At 69.3% G+C, this 17,001-nt stretch carries 15 protein-coding genes and 1 tRNA gene; 6 read left to right on the top strand and 10 right to left on the bottom strand.

Features of this window, described 5'->3' with window-relative positions; genetic code table 11:
* Nucleotides 1-190 precede the first annotated feature (190 nt).
* From thrB to argS, 5 genes are read right to left on the bottom strand one after another with little or no spacing between them, the layout of a single operon-like run.
* On the bottom strand, nt 191-1,099 hold the full coding sequence (gene thrB / locus AB0878_RS42215) for a homoserine kinase (protein ID WP_366587529.1): 909 nt from the start codon (nt 1,097-1,099) through the stop codon (nt 191-193).
* Nucleotides 1,096-2,151: a threonine synthase gene (gene thrC, locus AB0878_RS42210; protein ID WP_366587527.1), complete on the bottom strand. Its 1,056-nt coding sequence runs from the start codon at nt 2,149-2,151 to the stop codon at nt 1,096-1,098. The genes thrB and thrC overlap by 4 nt, the downstream gene beginning before the upstream one ends.
* Nucleotides 2,148-3,458: a homoserine dehydrogenase gene (locus AB0878_RS42205; RefSeq protein ID WP_366587525.1), complete on the bottom strand. Its 1,311-nt coding sequence runs from the start codon at nt 3,456-3,458 to the stop codon at nt 2,148-2,150. Before AB0878_RS42205 ends, thrC begins: the two co-directional genes overlap by 4 nt.
* A 42-nt stretch (nt 3,459-3,500) precedes the next feature.
* The gene (gene lysA, locus AB0878_RS42200) at nt 3,501-4,931 is read right to left on the bottom strand and encodes a diaminopimelate decarboxylase (protein WP_366587523.1); all 1,431 of its coding nucleotides are present in this window, start codon (nt 4,929-4,931) and stop codon (nt 3,501-3,503) included.
* A 3-nt stretch (nt 4,932-4,934) separates the two neighbouring features.
* A complete protein-coding gene (gene argS, locus AB0878_RS42195) occupies nt 4,935-6,599 on the bottom strand; it encodes an arginine--tRNA ligase (protein WP_366587521.1) in 1,665 nt (554 codons plus the stop codon).
* 252 nt (nt 6,600-6,851) lie between these two features.
* On the opposite strand from argS, the gene AB0878_RS42190 reads away from it, so the two are divergent.
* Both AB0878_RS42190 and AB0878_RS42185 read left to right on the top strand, forming a co-directional pair.
* Complete coding sequence (locus AB0878_RS42190) at nt 6,852-7,679, top strand: DUF3105 domain-containing protein (protein ID WP_366587671.1); 828 nt, start codon at nt 6,852-6,854, stop codon at nt 7,677-7,679.
* A gap of 7 nt (nt 7,680-7,686) precedes the next feature.
* Nucleotides 7,687-8,406 (top strand): DUF305 domain-containing protein, encoded by a 720-nt coding sequence (locus tag AB0878_RS42185; protein ID WP_366587519.1) that lies wholly within the window; start codon nt 7,687-7,689, stop codon nt 8,404-8,406.
* Between the two features lie 63 nt (nt 8,407-8,469).
* Here the strand turns inward: AB0878_RS42185 and AB0878_RS42180 are convergent, their stop codons facing one another.
* From AB0878_RS42180 to AB0878_RS42165, 4 genes are all read right to left on the bottom strand, one after another.
* Nucleotides 8,470-9,072: a flavin reductase family protein gene (locus AB0878_RS42180; protein ID WP_366587516.1), complete on the bottom strand. Its 603-nt coding sequence runs from the start codon at nt 9,070-9,072 to the stop codon at nt 8,470-8,472.
* 82 nt (nt 9,073-9,154) lie between these two features.
* On the bottom strand, nt 9,155-9,970 hold the full coding sequence (locus tag AB0878_RS42175) for an MBL fold metallo-hydrolase (protein ID WP_366587514.1): 816 nt from the start codon (nt 9,968-9,970) through the stop codon (nt 9,155-9,157).
* A 175-nt stretch (nt 9,971-10,145) separates the two neighbouring features.
* Nucleotides 10,146-11,066 (bottom strand): cation diffusion facilitator family transporter, encoded by a 921-nt coding sequence (locus AB0878_RS42170; protein ID WP_366587512.1) that lies wholly within the window; start codon nt 11,064-11,066, stop codon nt 10,146-10,148.
* Between the two features lie 186 nt (nt 11,067-11,252).
* Nucleotides 11,253-12,377, bottom strand: coding sequence for an epoxide hydrolase family protein (locus AB0878_RS42165; protein WP_366587511.1), 1,125 nt, complete (start codon nt 12,375-12,377; stop codon nt 11,253-11,255).
* Between the two features lie 115 nt (nt 12,378-12,492).
* Here AB0878_RS42165 and AB0878_RS42160 point away from each other — a divergent pair.
* A tRNA-Arg gene (locus AB0878_RS42160) sits at nt 12,493-12,565 on the top strand.
* A gap of 76 nt (nt 12,566-12,641) precedes the next feature.
* Nucleotides 12,642-14,441: a tyrosine-type recombinase/integrase gene (locus tag AB0878_RS42155; protein ID WP_366587509.1), complete on the top strand. Its 1,800-nt coding sequence runs from the start codon at nt 12,642-12,644 to the stop codon at nt 14,439-14,441.
* Between the two features lie 526 nt (nt 14,442-14,967).
* Here the strand turns inward: AB0878_RS42155 and AB0878_RS42150 are convergent.
* Nucleotides 14,968-15,489, bottom strand: a complete 522-nt coding sequence (locus AB0878_RS42150; protein WP_366587507.1) for a hypothetical protein — start codon at nt 15,487-15,489, stop codon at nt 14,968-14,970.
* Between the two features lie 241 nt (nt 15,490-15,730).
* Here AB0878_RS42150 and AB0878_RS42145 point away from each other — a divergent pair, with 241 nt between their 5' ends.
* Both AB0878_RS42145 and AB0878_RS42140 read left to right on the top strand, forming a co-directional pair.
* The gene (locus tag AB0878_RS42145) at nt 15,731-16,111 is read left to right on the top strand and encodes a hypothetical protein (protein ID WP_366587505.1); all 381 of its coding nucleotides are present in this window, start codon (nt 15,731-15,733) and stop codon (nt 16,109-16,111) included.
* A gap of 533 nt (nt 16,112-16,644) precedes the next feature.
* The gene (locus AB0878_RS42140) at nt 16,645-16,971 is read left to right on the top strand and encodes a helix-turn-helix domain-containing protein (RefSeq protein WP_366587503.1); all 327 of its coding nucleotides are present in this window, start codon (nt 16,645-16,647) and stop codon (nt 16,969-16,971) included.
* The last annotated feature ends 30 nt before the right edge of the window (nt 16,972-17,001 follow it).

The following is a 17,001-nucleotide window of genomic DNA, read 5'->3' as shown; positions in this document are numbered from 1 at the left end:
CTTGCCAGGCGGAGCGGATCTGGCGGATCGACGAAGGATGCGGACCGGAGGCTCGCGAGGAGCGAACAGGACCGGCATCGGGTGCGGAAACGCACGGTGATCGAACGCCCCCGAGGGTAGACCGCCCTGTGGGCGGGTGCAACAACCACCCCCCGCGTGGCGCACGTTCCGCCCGCCACGTGACCGGGCTTTACTGAGCCGCAACCTGAACACCCGTCAGGTCCACGCCCAGCTCGGCGACGTCGAAACCCTCAACGTCGCATTCCGGCGGCAATATTCCCGTCGTGGTGAGAGCGAGCACCGTGGGACCGGCACCGGAGATCGTCGCCGCCACCCCGTGCGCACGGAGCGTGCGCACCAATTCGGAGCTCGCGGGGTACGCGCCGGCCCGGTATTCCTGGTGCAGCCGGTCTTCCGTGGCGGCCAGCAGCAGCTCGGGCCTGGTCGTCATGGCGAGCACCGAAAGCGCGGTGCGGCCTGCGCTGTGCGCCGCGTCGGCGTGCGGAACGTGCTGCGGCAGCAGGCCGCGCGTGGCGTCCGTGGACGACTTCAGCGCGGGGATCGCCACCACCGGGCGGATCTCGGTGCTGGGCTCCACGCGTTCGGCGTGGAAGCGCCCGTTTTCACTCCACGCCACCACGAGCCCGCCGAGCAGGCTGGCGGCCGCGTTGTCCGCGTGGCCCTCGAACTCGGCCGCGAGTTGCAAGGCGTCGTCGTCGAGCGGAACGCCCGCCAGCGCGTAACCCAGCGCGACGCCGGACACCACGGCGGCCGCGGAGGAACCGAGCCCGCGCGCGTGCGGGATCTTGTTGAAGCAGCGCAGGTGCAGGCCCGGCGGGCGCACGTCGAAGTGCGCGCACGCGCGGCGGATCGCCCGCACCACGAGGTGCGTCTCGTCGGTGGGGACGTCGGCGACGCCGCCGGCGCCGGCGTCGACCACCTCGATCTTGAGGCCGTCCTCGGTGACCTGCAGCTCGACGACGTCGTGCCACGCCAGGGCCAGTCCCAGCGCGTCGAATCCCGGGCCGAGGTTGGCCGTCGAACCCGGCACCACGGCCCGGAACGACGCGCCCACCGGCAGGCCCGAGGATCCCGTCATCGCAGGTCCAGTGCGGCGGCGACCGCCGTGGGGTCGACGGCGAGCGGCTCGACCTCGACGTTGCCCTCGAGCGCGGTCGCGGGGTCCTTGAGGCCGTGGCCGGTGACCGTGCACACGACCGTGCTGCCCTTCGGCAGCCGGCCGTCGGCGGCGGTGGCGAGCAGGCCGGCGACGCTCGTGGCCGACGCGGGCTCCACGAACACGCCCTCACGCTGAGCCAGCAGGCGGTAGGCCTCGAGGATCTTCGCGTCGGTGATCGCCTCGAACAGGCCGTCCGACTCGTCCTTCGCCTTCACCGCACTGGCCCACGAAGCGGGGCTGCCGATGCGGATCGCCGTGGCGATGGTGTCGGGATCGGACACGGGCTCACCCAGCACGAGCGGCGCGGCGCCGGCCGCCTGGAAGCCGAACATCCGCGGGGTGTTCTTCACCACACCGTCTTCGGCGTACTCCGAATACCCGGCCCAGTACGCGGTGATATTGCCCGCGTTGCCCACCGGCAGGCAGTGGATGTCGGGCGCCTGGCCGAGCGCGTCGCAGATCTCGAACGCGGCGGTCTTCTGGCCCGCGATGCGCACCGGGTTCACGGAGTTCACCAGCGTCACCGGGTAGTCGGCCGCGGTCTTGCGCGCGAGCTCGAGGCAGTCGTCGAAGTTGCCGTCGACCTGCAGGATGCGCGCGCCGTGCAGCACGGCCTGCGCGAGCTTGCCCATCGCGATCTTGCCCTGCGGCACGAGAACCGCGCAGGTGAGACCGGCGCGCGCGGCGTAGGCCGCCGCCGACGCCGACGTGTTGCCCGTCGACGCGCAGATCACGGCCTTGAGCCCGCTCGCCAGCGCGTGGGTGATGGCCACGGTCATGCCGCGGTCCTTGAACGAGCCCGTGGGGTTCGCGCCCTCCACCTTGAGGTACACCGTGCAGCCCGTGAGCTCCGACAGGTGCGCGGCGGGCAGCAGCGGGGTGTTGCCCTCGCCGAGCGTCACCACCTGCGCGCCGTCCGGCACGGGGACGCGGTCGCGGTACGCCTCGATGATCCCGGGCCACGCACTCATTGGTCTTCGCCTTCCACACGCATCACGCTGACGACTTGGTGCACCACATCGAGCTTCGCGATTTCGTCCACAGTGGACTGCAGCGCCGCGTCTGGCGCCAGGTGGGTGACCACCACGAGGCTCGCCGTGTCGTTGGCGTCGCGCTGGCGCACGGCGGCGATGCTCACGCCGTGGCCCGCGAACGCTTGAGCCACCTGGGCAAGCACGCCCGCGCGGTCGGCGACGTCGAGGCTCACGTGGTAGCGCGTGGGTGTCTGGCCCATCGGGCGCACGGGCAGCGCGGCGTGCGCGGACTCGCGCGGGCCGCGGCCGCCGACCACGCGGTTGCGGGCCACGGCGACGAGGTCGCCCAGCACCGCGCTCGCCGTGGGGGCTCCGCCGGCACCCTGGCCGTAGAACATCAGCTGGCCCGCCGCGTCGGCTTCCACGTACACGGCGTTGAACGCTCCGCTGACACCCGCGAGCTGGTGGCTGCGCGGGATCATCACCGGGTGCACGCGCGCCGAGACGGACTCGGCGCCGTCGTCGGCCGTCACGCGCTCGCAGATGGCCAGCAGCTTCACCGTGCGGCCCAGCACGCGCGCGGCGACCAGGTCGGCCGCCGTGACGTCGGCGATGCCCTCGCGGTGCACGTCCTTCGCCGTGACGCGCGTGTGGAACGCGAGCGAGGCGAGGATCGCGGCCTTGGACGCGGCGTCGTAGCCGTCGACGTCGGCGGTCGGGTCGGCCTCGGCGTACCCGAGGCGGCCGGCCTCGTCGAGCGTCTCGGCGTAGCCCGCGCCCGTGGTGTCCATGGCGGAGAGGATGTAGTTGGTGGTGCCGTTGACGATGCCCATCACACGCGTGATGCGGTCGCCGGCCAGCGATTCGCGCAGCGGGCGCAGCAGCGGGATGGCGCCGGCCACGGCGGCCTCGAAGTACAGGTCGACACCCGCGGCGTCGGCGGCCTCGAACAGGTCGGCCGAGTGCTCGGCGAGCAGCGCCTTGTTGGCCGTGACCACGGCCTTGCCGGCGCCCAGCGCCGCGAGCAGCCAGCCGCGCACCGGCTCGATGCCGCCGACCAGCTCCACGATCACGTCGACGTCTTCGCGCACGACGAGCGCGGCCGCGTCGTCGGTCACCAGCTCCTGCGGCAGCTCGGGGTGCTTGTCGGGGCGGCGCACGGCGATGCCCGCGAGCTCCACCGCGGCCCCGGCGCGCGCCGCCAGCTCGTCCGCCTGCTCGGTGAGCAGCCGGACGACCTCGCTGCCGACCGTGCCGCAGCCGAGGAGGGCGACCCTGATGGCCCGTCGGTCCGATGGAGACACGCCTTTCGGAGACACGCCTTTCGGAGACACTGTGGACACTTCTCAAACCTCCAGGCGCAGCATGTCGTCCGTCGTCTCCCGCCGCAGCAGCACGCGGGCGCTGCCGTTGCGCACGGCCACCACCGCCGGGCGCGGCTGCCGGTTGTACCCGCTCGCCATCGAGTAGCAGTAGGCACCGGTCGCCGCGACGGCCAGCAGGTCGCCGGGAGCAAGAGTGTCGGGTAGCCAGCAGTCTCGGACGACGATGTCGCCGGATTCACAGTGTTTTCCCACGACTCGGGACAGAGTGGCGAGAACGGGCTCCTCGCCTTCGCTCGCGGAGCGCGAAACGACCCGGCAGTCGTAGACCGCGTCGTAGAGCGCCGTGCGGATGTTGTCGCTCATGCCGCCGTCGACGCTCACGTAGCGGCGGGTGCTGTTGTCACCCAGCGCGACGTCCTTGATGGTGCCGACCTCGTACAGCGTGATGGTGCCCGGGCCGGCGATCGCGCGGCCCGGCTCGCCCGCGATGCGCGGAATGGGCAGGTCGGCGTACGCGCACTCCTTGCGCACGATCTCGCGGATCTGCGTGATCATCTGCGCGGGCGGCGGCGGGTTGTCCTTCTCGGTGTAGGCGATGCCGAAGCCACCGCCGAGGTCCACGAGGTTGAGCTGCTCCAGCAGCTCGCGGCCGTGCTCCTTGGCCAGGTCGGCGAGCAGGCCGACCACGCGGCGCGCGGCGACCTCGAAGCCGTCGGCGTCGAAGATCTGCGAGCCGATGTGGCTGTGCAGGCCCACGAGCTTGAGCGACGGCGCGTTGAGCACGCGGCGCACGGCTTCGGCCGCGTCGCCGGAAGCCAGCGAGAAGCCGAACTTCTGGTCCTCGTGCGCGGTCGCGATGAACTCGTGCGTGTGGGCCTCGACGCCGACGGTCACGCGCACCAGCACCGCCTGCACGACCTCGCGGCGCGCGGCGATCTCGGCCAGGCGGGCGATCTCGTAGTACGAGTCGACGACCACGGTGCCGACGCCGGCCTCGACCGCCGCGTCGAGCTCCGCGAGCGACTTGTTGTTGCCGTGGAAGGTGATCCGCTCGGCCGGGAAGTTCGCGCGCTGCGCCACGGCGAGCTCGCCGCCGCTGCACACGTCGAGGCTCAGGCCCTGCTCGGCCACCCAGCGGGCGATCTCGATGGACAGGAACGCCTTCGACGCGTAGTGCACCAGCGCCGGGTCGTCGAACGCCTCGGCGTAGTCGGCGCACCGGGACTTGAAGTCGGCCTCGTCGACCACGAACAGCGGCGTGCCGTAGGTCTCGGCGAGGTCGCGCACGTCCATGCCGGCGATGCGCACGATGCCGTCGCCGGCGCGATAAGTGTTGCGCGGCCACACTTTCGCGGGCAGCTTGTCGAGCTCTTCGGCGCTCGCGGGCGGGAACCCGGAGGCGTCGGCATGGGGGTAGACGTCGGCGTGGCGGGGGCCCGCGGGGTGCGCCATTTCTTACATCCGTTCCGGAGCTGAGACACCGAGCAAGGACAGGCCGTTCGCCAGCACCTGGCGGGCGGCCTCGCACAGGGCGAGCCGGGCGAACGTGAGAGGGGTGGCCTCTTCGTCGCCCTGCGGCAGCACGCGGCCCACCGTGTAGAACTTGTGGTACGCGCCGGCCAGCTCCTCGAGGTAGCGGGCGATGCGGTGCGGTTCCCGCATCTCGGCGGCGCGGCGGACGGTGGCGGGGAACTCGCCGATGGTGCGGATCAGGTCGCCCTCGGCGGGCAGGGTCAGGAGTCCGAAATCGACCTCCGCCGCGTCCTTTTCGGACTTCAGCCCGAGGTCGGCGGCGTTGCGCTGCAAGGAAGCCAGCCGGGCGTGCGCGTACTGCACGTAGTAGACCGGGTTGTCGTTGCTGTGCTTGCGCAGCAGATCGAGGTCGACGTCCAAAGTGGAGTCTACGGAGTAGCGGATGAGCTCGTAGCGCGCCGGGTCGACGCCCACCGCCTCCACGAGGTCCTCCATCGTGATCACGGTGCCCGCGCGCTTGGACATGCGCACCGGCTTGCCGTCGCTCACGAGGTTCACCATCTGGCCGATGAGGACCTCGACGGTGTCCGGGTCGTCGCCGAACGCGGCCGCGGCGGCCTTGAGGCGCGCGATGTAGCCGTGGTGGTCGGCGCCGAGCATGTAGATGCACAGGTCGAAGCCGCGGTTGCGCTTGTCCTTGAAGTAGGCGAGGTCGCCGGCGATGTAGGCCGGGTTGCCGTCCTTCTTGATGACGACGCGGTCCTTGTCGTCGCCGTATTCGCTGGACTTGAGCCACCAGGCGCCGTCGGCGAAGTAGAGGTTGCCGGAGTCCTTGAGCTGCTGCACGGCGGCGTCGACGGCGCCCGACTCGTGCAGCGAGTTCTCGTGGAAATACACGTCGAAGTCGGTGCCGAACTCGTGCAGGCTCTGGCGGATCTCGGTGAACATGAGCTCGATGCCGACGCGGCGGAACGTCTCGTGCCGCTCGGCCTCGGGCTGGGACAGCGCGCTGGGCTCCTGCTTGAGGACCTCGGCGGCGATGTCGTTGATGTAGCCGCCGGCGTAGCCGTCCTCGGGAGCGGGCTCGCCCTTGGCGGCGGCGATCAGGGACCGCACGAACCGGTCGATCTGGGCGCCGGCGTCGTTGAAGTAGTACTCGCGCGTGACGTCGCCGCCCTGCGCGGCCAGCACCCGGCCCAGCGCGTCGCCGACCGCGGCCCAGCGCGTGCCGCCGAGGTGGATCGGGCCGGTCGGGTTGGCCGAGACGAACTCGAGGTTGATCTTGCGGCCGGTGAGCGCGTCGCCGCGGCCGTAGGCCTCCCCCGCGGCGAGCACCTGGCGCACGACCTCGCCCTGCGCGTCGGCGGCGAGGCGGAAGTTGAGGAACCCCGGGCCGGCGACCTCGGCCGCGGCCACGCCGTCGGCGGCCGCCACGACCTCGGCCAGCGCCTCGGCGAACTCCCGAGTCTGGAGACCGGCCTTCTTGGCCACCTGGAGCGCGAGGTTCGTCGCGTAGTCGCCGTGGTCGGGGTTGCGCGGGCGTTCGATGGTCACCTGCTCCGGCAGCACGGCGGCGTCGACGCCTCGGGCGTCGAGCACCTGCACGGCGGAGGCGCGGACCAGGTCGGCGAGAGCGGCGGGAGTCACTCGCCGAATTCTAGGTGTGCCCAGGTCGGACGCTTACGCCGGTCCGACCTGCAGTTGTCGCACGTCACCCGGGAGTGATCGTGAGAGGTGTTCACGGTGATCAGACGTCCGGTCTCTACACTGGCCGACGGGCAGGGTCCGTCCGGATCCCTCCATCATCTCACGAGGAGATCGCGGCAAACCATGGCGAAAGGGACAACCAGTAAGAAGGGGACGTCCGCCGGCGGCTCGCGCGGCAAGTCCGCGAACGCGGTGAAGGCCGCGCGCGGCAAGTCCGTCGTCAGCAAGAAGGGCACTCCGTGGGGCACCATCGTCGGTGTCGTCGTGGTGGTGGCCCTCCTGGCCAGCGTCGTCACCTACTACATGGTGAAATCCGCTCCGCAGCGCGACCAGAAGTCCCGCGAGGAGGCGGCCGCGTCGTTCGCGCCGACGGCCAGTGACCCCGACCCGTCCAAGAAGATCCCGGGCGTGATCACCGCGACCTACACCGGTTCGGTGCACGTGCTGCCCACCGAGCGAGTGGCGTACGACCACAGCCCGCCCTTCGGCGGCCCGCACGACGGCAACTGGGCGGCCTGCAACGGCGTCGTCTACCCGACCGCGGTGCGCACCGAGAACATGGTCCACACGCTGGAGCACGGCGCCATCTGGATCGCCTACAACCCGGACCTCGTCAAGGGTGACCAGGTGGACCTGCTGGCCGCGCGCGTCAAGGGCAAGACCTACATCTCGATGTCGCCCTACCCCGGCCTGGACAAGCCGATCTCGCTGCAGTCGTGGGGCCACCAGCTCAAGCTGGACAAGGCCGACGACCCGCGCATCGACGAGTTCATCGCCGCGCTGCGGACGAACCCGAACGGCGTGTACCCCGAGATCGGCGCCTCGTGCGACGCGCTCGGCCCGGGTCAGTTCGACCCGAGCAACCCGCCGCCGTTCGACCCGAGCAAGCCCGGCCCCGACGCGAAGCCGATGAACTACGGCGGCAGCTCCGGCGCCGTGCCCGAGGGCGGCATGCAGCAGGGCGCCCCGGGCCAGCCCAGCGCGCCCGTCTCGGCGCCGTCGGCCCCGGCGGGACAGTGATCTCACGGTGAGCACCGAAGCCGACCTCGAACCGGACGTCGACGAGCCCGGCGAGCGCCCCGCGTGGTCGCGCTGGGTCGTCATCGGCGGGTCGATGCTCGCCGTGCTGCTCATCGGCGCGGCGATCGGCGTGTTCGCCGCGCGGCTCACCGACGGCAGTGACGCCGCGCCGGCGACCCCCGGCGCGGGTTCGGTCGAGGTCGGCTTCGCCCAGGACATGTCGACGCACCACCTGCAGGCCGTGACCATGGCCAACTGGGCCCGTGACCACAGCACGGACCCGGAGGTGCGGCAGCTCGCGTTCGACATCGAGTCGTCGCAGACCGAGCAGGTCGGGCGCATGAAGGGCTGGCTCATGCTGTGGGACCAGCCCGAGCAGGCGCCCGGCGCGTACATGACGTGGATGACCGAGCCGATGGGCCACGCGGGCATGCAGATGCCCACCAGCTCACCGGCCAACGGCGCCCCGATGCCCGGCATGGCCACCGACGCGGAGATCGCCAAGCTGCGCTCGCTGACCGGCCGCGCGATGGACGTCGACTTCCTCCAGCTCATGCTGCGCCACCACCAGGGCGGCACGGCGATGGCGGAGTACGCGCAGGACCACACGAGCATGCCGGCGGTGAAGGCGTTGTGCCGCAGCATCCTCGTGTCGCAGGGCGCGGAGATCAACCAGATGAAGCTGATGTTGCGGGCGCGCGGGGCGGCTCCGCTTCCGGCGTCCTGAGTTTCTTGCCGGGGGCCGCTCTCGTGTGTCGGGAGCGGCCCCTCTTCTCTTTCCGGTTCCAGTCTATTTGCGGTTCCAGTCGGCGAACCGGATGCGCGGGATCTCCTTGACGTCGCCGACGGTGCCCCACTCGTCGCCGCCGAGGCGCGCCAGGGGCCGCAGCCGCCCGATCACGGGGTGGTCGCCGTCGAGCACCTCCTCGGCCACCGCGACGTGCACGACCCGGCCGAACACCACCGTCGACGTGCCGAACCCGACCGTGCTGTGCAGCTCGCACTCGAACGCCACCGGCGACTGCGCCACCCGCGGCGGCTTCACCTTCGTGCTCGGCTCGCGCGTGAGCCCCGCGGCGTCGAACTCGCTGTGGTCGGGCGGGAAGTCGGTGCCCGTGTCGTTGATCTTCTCGAACAGCTGCTCCGGCGCGAGGTTCACCACGAACTGCCCGGTGGCCTCGACGTTGCGCAACGTGTCCTTCCGCCCCACCGACGTGAACTGCAGCACCGGCGGCGCGGCCGAGGCCACTGTGAAAAACGAGTGCGGCGCCAGGTTGTCCACCCTGCCCGACGTACTCGACACCCACGCGATCGGCCGCGGCACCACGGTGGCGGTCAGCAGCCGGTAGAAGGCGAACGGGGCGACGTCGGCGGGATCGAAGTCCTTGCGCATGGCTCTTGGTCTACCAGGTGGCCGCGGTGGCCGAGGTCCGCACCTCGGCCACCGCGCCCCGGCTGCTGCTCAAAAGGCGGCGTCAGGACTGCTTGCCCACGACGTTCCACTCGCCCGGTTCGGCCAGGGCGAGCACGTGGGCCAGGCCGGCGTCGTCGAACGCCGGCTTGAAGGTGTCGATGCCTTCGGAGAAGTGGGCCCAGCCCTGGATGTGGGCGGGCAGGACGGTCTTGGCGCCGAGCACCGCGGCGACGGCGGCGGCGCGTTCGGAGGTGAGCGTGAGGGGGCGGCCGTCGAACTTCGCGGCGACGCGGGCGGCTCCGGCGAAGAGGACGGCGACGTCGATGGGCCCCGCCTTGTCGGCGATCTCGGCTGCCACGCGGACGGACGCGTTGTCGCCGCTGATGTACACCGTCGGCAGGTCGGTGCCGGACAGCACGAAGCCGATCACCTGGGAGTTGATGTAGCCGGTGTCGTCGCGGTCGCCGTCGGCGGGGCCGTGTTCGGCCGGAACGGCCTGCACGGTCAGGTCGCCGCCGCCGTCGCCGCGGGGGAGGGTGATGGTGTCCCAGGCTTCGAGGCCACGGGTGTTGGCTCCCAGCAGCTTCGCGGAGTTGGCGCCGGTCAGGACCGTTTTGGCGGCGAGGGCGTATTCCTTGCCCTTGACGTCCAGGTTGTCGAGGTGGGCGGCGTGGCTCACGAGCACGACGTCGACGTCGCCGAGCCCGGCCTCGTCGACGGCCGGGCCCTCGAGCTTGGTCAGGTAGGCGTGCGGGCCCGGCTCGTCGAACGTCGGGTCCACCACGAACCGCAGGCCCGCGATGTCGACGACGGTGGTCGGCCCCCCGATCACGCCGATCCCGAACTCCTGCCGCTGCGAACTGATGCGCTCACTCACGAGCATTCCCCTTGGTGGTCTGTTCCGCAGGCGCGCTCATGCCCGTCTGCTTATCCTTTGCGCCGCTTGAAGATTGCCCCGAACCGCGGGTACCGGCCACCGGTGACCGGGTCAGATCCCGTCGGATTCGGCTCAACTCCACGCGGCGCGTTCGCCCGTCCCGGGTGAAACCCGGCTACCAGGACAGTTCCTGGCACCGGCGCGCGCACTGCGGTCCTTCGACCTGCAACGTCGCGTGGTTGATTGAGTACCGGGCCGCCAGCAGGTCCTGAGCCTTGGTGAGCACGGTGGACTGCTCGGCCTCCTCGTTCATCGTGAGGTGCGCCGACGCGACCTCCATGCCCGAGGTGAGCGTCCAGACGTGGAGATCATGGACGTCGGAGACGCCCGGCAGTGCCGCGAGCTCCGTGCTGATCGCGCCGACGTCGACGGTGTTCGGGGCGTGCTGGAAGAGGATGCGCAGCGCGCGGCGGGCCAGCGTCCACGTGCGGGGCAGCACGAACAGGCCGATGGCGACACCGATGATCGGGTCGGCGTAGCGCCAGCCCGTGGTCAGGGTGATCGCGCCGCTGATCAGCACACCGACGGAGCCGATCAGGTCGGCGAGCACCTCGAGGTACGCGCCGCGGACGTTGAGGCTTTCGCGCGCGCCCGAGCGCAGCACGAAGAACGACACGATGTTGGCGACCAGGCCCGCGCCGGCGGCCAGCAGCACCGGCAGGCCGGCCACCTCGGGCGGGTCGGTGATGCGGCCGATGGCCTCCACCAGCACGTACCCGGCGACGCCGAACAGCAGCACCGCGTTGCCCAGCGCGGCCAGCACCTCGGCGCGGTACATGCCGAACGTGCGGCTGAGCGTCGGCCCGCTGCGGCGCGCCAGGACGATCGCGGTGAGCGCCATGCCGACGCCCAGGACGTCGGTGAACATGTGGGCGGCGTCGGAGATCAGGGCCAGCGAGCCCGTGGTGAAGCCCACCACGAACTCCAGCACCATGAAGCCCGCGCCGATGACGAGGGCGATCAGCAACGCGCGCAGGTAGCGGCCGGAAGCGCTCGCCGGGGCGGCGGTGTGCCCATGGCCGTGTCCGTGGCCCATGCCGTCGCCTCCCCTCGTTTCCACAGGTCACCGCAGGTGCAGAGCCTGTTTCGAGGCTCCTTTCGCAATATATAGTCGCATGCGCATATGTGCAATACAGGCAAGCCTAAGTTCACTGTAATCGGGCACACAGGCGGATACCCATCCCCCGGATGAGCACTCTCGCCTGGTGGGAAACCGGCGGTATCAGCGCACGAGACGGAAGAACCCGCGCACCTGCTCGACGAGCGACTCCGGCTCCTCCATCGCCGCGAAGTGACCGCCGTGCGGCAGCTCCTCGAACCAGCGCAGGTCGGTGAACCGCAACTCGGCCTCGCGGCGCGAGGGCCGCGTGATCTCCTTGGGGTACAACGAAATCCCGGACGGCGCGGTGATCTTGCCCCGGAACCCGGTGCCGAAGCTCTCCCAGTACAGCCGCGCCGACGACGTGGCCGAGGCCGTGAACCAGTACACGGAGATCGCGTCGAGGATCTGGCGGCGGGTCAGCGCGTCTTCCGGGTGGCCGTTGTTGTCGGTCCAGGCCCAGAACTTCTCGGCGATCCAGGCGGCCTGGCCGGCGGGCGAGTCGGTGAGGCCGTAGCCGAGCGTCTGCGGGCGCGTGGACTGCTGGCCGGAGTACCCGCGGCCGGTGCGGCCGAACTCCTGCGCCGCGGCGAGCGCGGCCTGCTCCTCGGGCGTCGGGTCGTCGAACTGCCCCAGCGGCGCGGCCGCCATGTTCACGTGGACGCCCGCCACCCGCTCCGGCGCGACCTCGCCGAGCGCGCCGGTCACGGCCGAGCCCCAGTCGCCGCCCTGCGCGCCGTAGCGCTCGTAGCCCAGCGAGACCATCAGGCTGTCCCAGGCCCGCGCCGTGCGCTCCACACCCCACCCGGCCTTCGCCGGCTTGTCGCTCCACCCGTACCCGGGCAACGACGGCGCGACCACGTGGAACGCGTCCGCCGGGTCTCCCCCGTGGGCGCGCGGATCGGTGAGCGGGCCCAGCACGTCGAGGAACTCGAGCACCGAGCCGGGCCACCCGTGCGTGATCACCAGCGGGAACGCGTCGGGCTCGGGCGAGCGGGCGTGCACGAAGTGGATGCCGAGCCCGTCGACGGTGTCGCGGAACTGCGGGAACGCGTTGAGCCGGTCGGCGAAGCCGAAGTCGTAGTCCTCGGCCCAGGTGCGGCACAGCTCCTGCGCGTAGGCCAGCGGCAGGCCCTGGGACCAGTCGGCCACCGTCTCGGCCTCGGGCCACCGCGTGCGCCGCAACCGTTCCCGCAGGTCCGCGATGTCGGCCTCGGTCACGTGGGCCTCGAACGGTTCCGCTGCCACCCCTGCTCCCTCCGTCGGCAAGATCAACGCTAGCAGTGTCGGCCCCGAAGGTGACCCCCTGCGGAACACCGGGCGAACCGGGGTGCGCTAAGCTGACGTGGTCGCGCAGCGATGCGCCCTTGTAGCTCAGGGGATAGAGCACTGCCCTCCGGAGGCAGGTGTCGCAGGTTCGAATCCTGCCAAGGGCACGCAGGTCAGACCCTCCCACGGACCATCGTGAGGAGGCGACGTGGAACCGTTTGTGGAACGAACGGTTCTATTGTCATGTCCATGGCCCGATCATCTTCCACCACTGGCGCGATCAAGCGCCGTCAAAGGGGTGGTCTCTACCTACTGCCCAGTGGTGCTGTGCGCGCACGGGTCGCGAACGGCAAAGACCGCATCACCGGGAAGCGCCTGTACCTGGAGGAGACGATCCCGGCAGGCCCCGACGCCCTTGACGAGGGCGAAAAAGCCCTCCGTCGGCTCATCACCCAGGTCGACGAGAAGAAGGCCCCTCAGACGAGGGCGACCGTCAACCAGGTCATCGACGCCCACATGCCCTACGCGAAGGTGTCGGAGAGCACGCGGCGCACCCTTATCCGGTACGCCAACAAGCACATCCGTCCGCTGATCGGCGAAGAGCAAGCCGGCAAGGTCGACGCCGAACTGCTCGACCGGTACTACGCCGAACTCGCCCGATGCCGAGACCACTGCACGAAGCCCTTCACCGAGCACCGCACACAGCGCAAGCACACATGCGACGCTCGCTGCGGGCCGCACATCTGCAAGCCACTCGCCGACTGGAGCATTCGGAAGATCCACTTCTTCCTCTCCGCCGCCTTCGAGACCGTCCGCCGCTGGACGTGGGTGAGCATGAACCCGATCGACCTCGCGAGACCTCCGGCCGCGCCACAACCCGACCCGCAACCACCAACCCCCGAAGAAGCAGCGCTGCTCTTGAACGCGGCCTGGCAAGATGTGTTCTTCGGCACGCTGGTTTGGGTGGCGTTCACCACCAGTCCTCGCCGAGCGGAGCTGTGTGGCCTGCGGTGGAAGCACTTCGAACCGAAGCGGGCACGGCTGGCGTTCCACCGCAACATCGTCCAAGACGGTGCCGACATCTGGGAGAAGGACACCAAGACCGGGCAGAAGCGGCACATCGCGCTGGACGAGCAGACCAACGCATTGCTGATCGACTACCGCGATTACTGTGAAGAGCAGGCCAAAAAGCTCGGACTGAAGATCACGAGAGAGTCGTTCATCTTCTCCCTCACGACCGACGGAAGTCAGCCCTACCGCCCCGAGACGCTGACCCAGCGGTACAACCGGCTCGCGCAACGACTCGGTATCGAAACGACGTTCCGACGCGTCCGCCATTACTCGGCGACGGAACTCATCGTCGCGGGTGTCGACATCCGCACCGTCGCCGGCCGCCTCGGCCACTCAGGCGGCGGAACCACGACGCTCAAGGTTTACGCGGCCTGGGTCAGCGAAGCCGACCAGCGGGCGTCGAAGACGCTGCTGGAGCACGTTCCACCGCAGCCGCCGGCGCGGGTGTCCGCCACCGAGCGAGCCAAGACGGCGCCGAGCGCCCCGTACGAGGAGATCGCCGCCGCCATCCGACGTCGCATCCTCTCTGGGGAGATCGCGGACGGCTCCGTCGCACCGTCCATAAAGGAGGTCGCGGCGACGTTCAGCACGAGCATCGGCACGGCCCACCGCGCGGTCGGCTTGCTGCACACGTGGGGCCTCCTGAGCCCAGCGGGCCGAGGGATCAGGCCGACGGTCATCAACACCGGCGAGAACCTCAGCCCTGCCCAGGAGGGACCCGCGGAACCGCCGCTCGAAGAGGCAAGTAAGCCACGCGAACTCACTATGATCAACCTCACCCTCCTGCGCAACGGCGACCGGATCAGTTCCTTCTCCGCCCAAGCGGACCCCCATGACCCGTCCCAACTCAAGCGTCTGCTGATCGGCGCTGCCCGACGAAGAGGACACGAAGGAGGGACCTTCGACGACTACGAGCTCGAGATCCGCAACAGCGGCAGCCCTGAGCTCGTCAGCACCTTCGTCGTCCTGTAAGCGTTACGGCAAACGGGCAACACCCTTGACCATTGAAGAAAAGCAGCGACCACGACTAAAGACCGATCGCTGTCCCGTCCAGCATGCAGCGGAGGAACCAGGCGTGTCCGAGCCCTTGGACTTCGCGACCTACAACATGTGGAACAGCATCGCCCGGGCCGGGAGGGCGGCCGACGCACCCATCCTGGCTCGCAGCGCGCATTCGAACGTGTCGCGGTGGACGGAGCAATCCTCGTCGCAACCCGGCCGGGAAAGCGATGTTCGACTTGCCCGATCCTGGCCAAGCACCAGCCGCCCGGCTTCCCGGTCCTCAGCGAGGTCCACCCTTATCTTTTCGCCGAGGTTCTCAGCGGGGCGTTGGGACCTCGACCGCTCTACCCGTGCGCGGAATGCGCGGCCGTCTACCGGGTAATGCCGACTGATCTCCGCGCACGCCGCGTGATGCGAAGGTCCTGACCTTGGCGCATTCGGACCACAGACTCATTCCTCATCCTCGCGAAGCCTTTCGAGAAGGTCGTCAATAAGCTCAGGTGTTGCGAATATCCGACTCAAGTTCAATGATCCACTTCAGAAGCCGGTGGCTCGCAAATTTCGTGGAACGCGTCGAATAGGTCACTTCTCGTAGGGCTACTCTTGTCGAACCCGCCGCTTCTGCGATGACGTTTACTGCTTCGTGGACAATTTCGGGCCTCGCCTGATCGAGCATCGCTGCCGCGATCAGAAGGCTGCGCGCGTGAGCATTCTTCGGCCGCAGCAAGGGCTCTATTTCTACTGGCCGTCTCACTCTCCGGCGCTTCCGAATGCTACCGATGCGTGCCGGCAATCCATCGAAGACAACTGTCGCCAGCTGCTCGGAACCCCAGACAGGGCGCTCCTTGCGTGGAACGTCATGGAACTCAGCCAGTATCTCTCGACGCCGCGGATGCCGATTCCGGTAGATACGCACCAGAACCTGCACGATGAAGGCGGGAAAGAAGCCGAACGCAAGAACAGCGATGACGATGGACCAGATCCCCCAGCCGCTGATCAAGTCGAGAAATTCACTCATCGCGCCATTCCCAGCTTAATCCACGGAAGCGGCTGTCGTGTTGAGCCTTGGCCAGCAGGGCGCCGAGTTCCGCTTTCCCCTTCTCCGTGAGGCGGTAATACCTCCGGGGCGGCCGGCCGGCCGCCTCCTCCCTCGTTTCGCCGACCTACTCATCGTTACTCCTGCTCACGGAACGCTCGTCACTCCTGACACGGAATACATTACGCGATACCCGTAACGAAGATCCCGTAACATGATGCTCGTGACCGGGATGGATGCTGAGTGGCTGCGTCGGGTCTCTCAGCACGCTTTTGGGCAGCGGTACCGCCTCGAACTGATGCTGGCAATCGCCCAGACGGACGACGGTATCGTCTGCCTCACCGACCTGGCGAAGACCCTCGACGTCACGATCAGCAATCTGCAGAGTCCGCTGCGCGCGCTCGTCAACACCGGCCTGCTCAGTCCGCTTCCACGCGGCGACTCGCGTCGGAAGTTTTATATCCGCAACCCCAGCGCCGCCTGGGCCTGGGCCCAGGAACTGAGCGAGCAAGAACGACGCGACGATCGGATGTCCGAGCCGGGACCTGCCGACGCGGGGACAGCAGGCCGAGACGTCGTGCCACCACGACGCGACAGCTCGTAACGCCGACGGCACAACCGGCGGCTCTTGATCTATGCCGACGTCCAGCGCCGCCGAACTCAAACTGTGGGACCGTCCGCCGCATACGGCCGCGAAGCATAGACTGCTGCGCGCCTCGCTTGGTGCTCGATTTCCCATTATCGCCAGTACAATCGGCGCGTCATCTACTACGACGCCTTCGCAGGACCGGGCGAATACAGCAATGGCACCCCAGCACCCGGGTCGCCGATCATTGCGCTCGACACGCTGCTTGGCCATAGCTACTTTCCGAAGATGAGCGGGACTGAGTTCCTGTTCCTGTTCAACGAGAAGGACCGCGCCTGGCCCCGACACCGACGTCCGGACCCGGCGCCGGGTCGTGGCGCGACCACACCCGGCGCGATGCCCCCGCCAGCCCTCCGAGCCGCCGCCGGACCGCGCGCGGCGGGCCCAGAATCACGCCACACTAGTGCCTCATCAAGAAACGTTGACGTTGTCATCGTGTCGTGTGGACATCCGGGCCGGTGATCGCGAGGCTGGCTGTGGAGGTGAGGCTGGTGGCGCGTCAGCCGGAGGTGTTCGCGCGGTCGCTGGAGCCGGAGGAGGCCCAGCGGCTGGTCAAGATCACGAGGTCCGCCCGGGATCGGGTGCGGCTGCGACGATCCGGGATTGTGCTGGCCTCGTCGCAAGGCCGGTCCGCGAAGGAGATCGCGGCGATGTTCGCCGCGACCGAAGGCTATGTGCGGGAGGTGATCCACGCGTTCAACGAGTCCGGGTTCGCGGCGTTGTCCCCAAAATGGAGGGGCGGCCGACCGGCTAAGAGCTTGTCTCATGTGGTTAGTTTTCGGAGTTTCTTCCAGCAGGTCACGGCGGCTGCGAGTTGAAGGAAGGCGAGGAAGTGTGCGGCTTTGCGT

The sequence above is a fragment of the Amycolatopsis sp. NPDC047767 genome, assembly GCF_040704195.1.
GTDB lineage: Bacteria > Actinomycetota > Actinomycetes > Mycobacteriales > Pseudonocardiaceae > Amycolatopsis.
The sequence above is the reverse complement of the archived record's forward strand: the minus strand, read 5'-3'. Positions and strand labels throughout refer to the sequence as shown.

What these genes read in the sequence shown, in the direction of transcription:
- thrB (WP_366587529.1), bottom strand. Translation starts at nt 1,099, where the DNA reads ATGACGGGATCCTCGGGCCTGCCGGTGGGCGCGTCGTTCCGGGCCGTG.
- thrC (WP_366587527.1), bottom strand. Translation starts at nt 2,151, where the DNA reads ATGAGTGCGTGGCCCGGGATCATCGAGGCGTACCGCGACCGCGTCCCC.
- lysA (WP_366587523.1), bottom strand. Translation starts at nt 4,931, where the DNA reads ATGGCGCACCCCGCGGGCCCCCGCCACGCCGACGTCTACCCCCATGCC.
- AB0878_RS42180 (WP_366587516.1), bottom strand. Translation starts at nt 9,072, where the DNA reads ATGCGCAAGGACTTCGATCCCGCCGACGTCGCCCCGTTCGCCTTCTAC.
- AB0878_RS42170 (WP_366587512.1), bottom strand. Translation starts at nt 11,066, where the DNA reads ATGGGCCACGGACACGGCCATGGGCACACCGCCGCCCCGGCGAGCGCT.
- AB0878_RS42155 (WP_366587509.1), top strand. Translation starts at nt 12,642, where the DNA reads ATGTCCATGGCCCGATCATCTTCCACCACTGGCGCGATCAAGCGCCGT.
- AB0878_RS42150 (WP_366587507.1), bottom strand. Translation starts at nt 15,489, where the DNA reads ATGAGTGAATTTCTCGACTTGATCAGCGGCTGGGGGATCTGGTCCATC.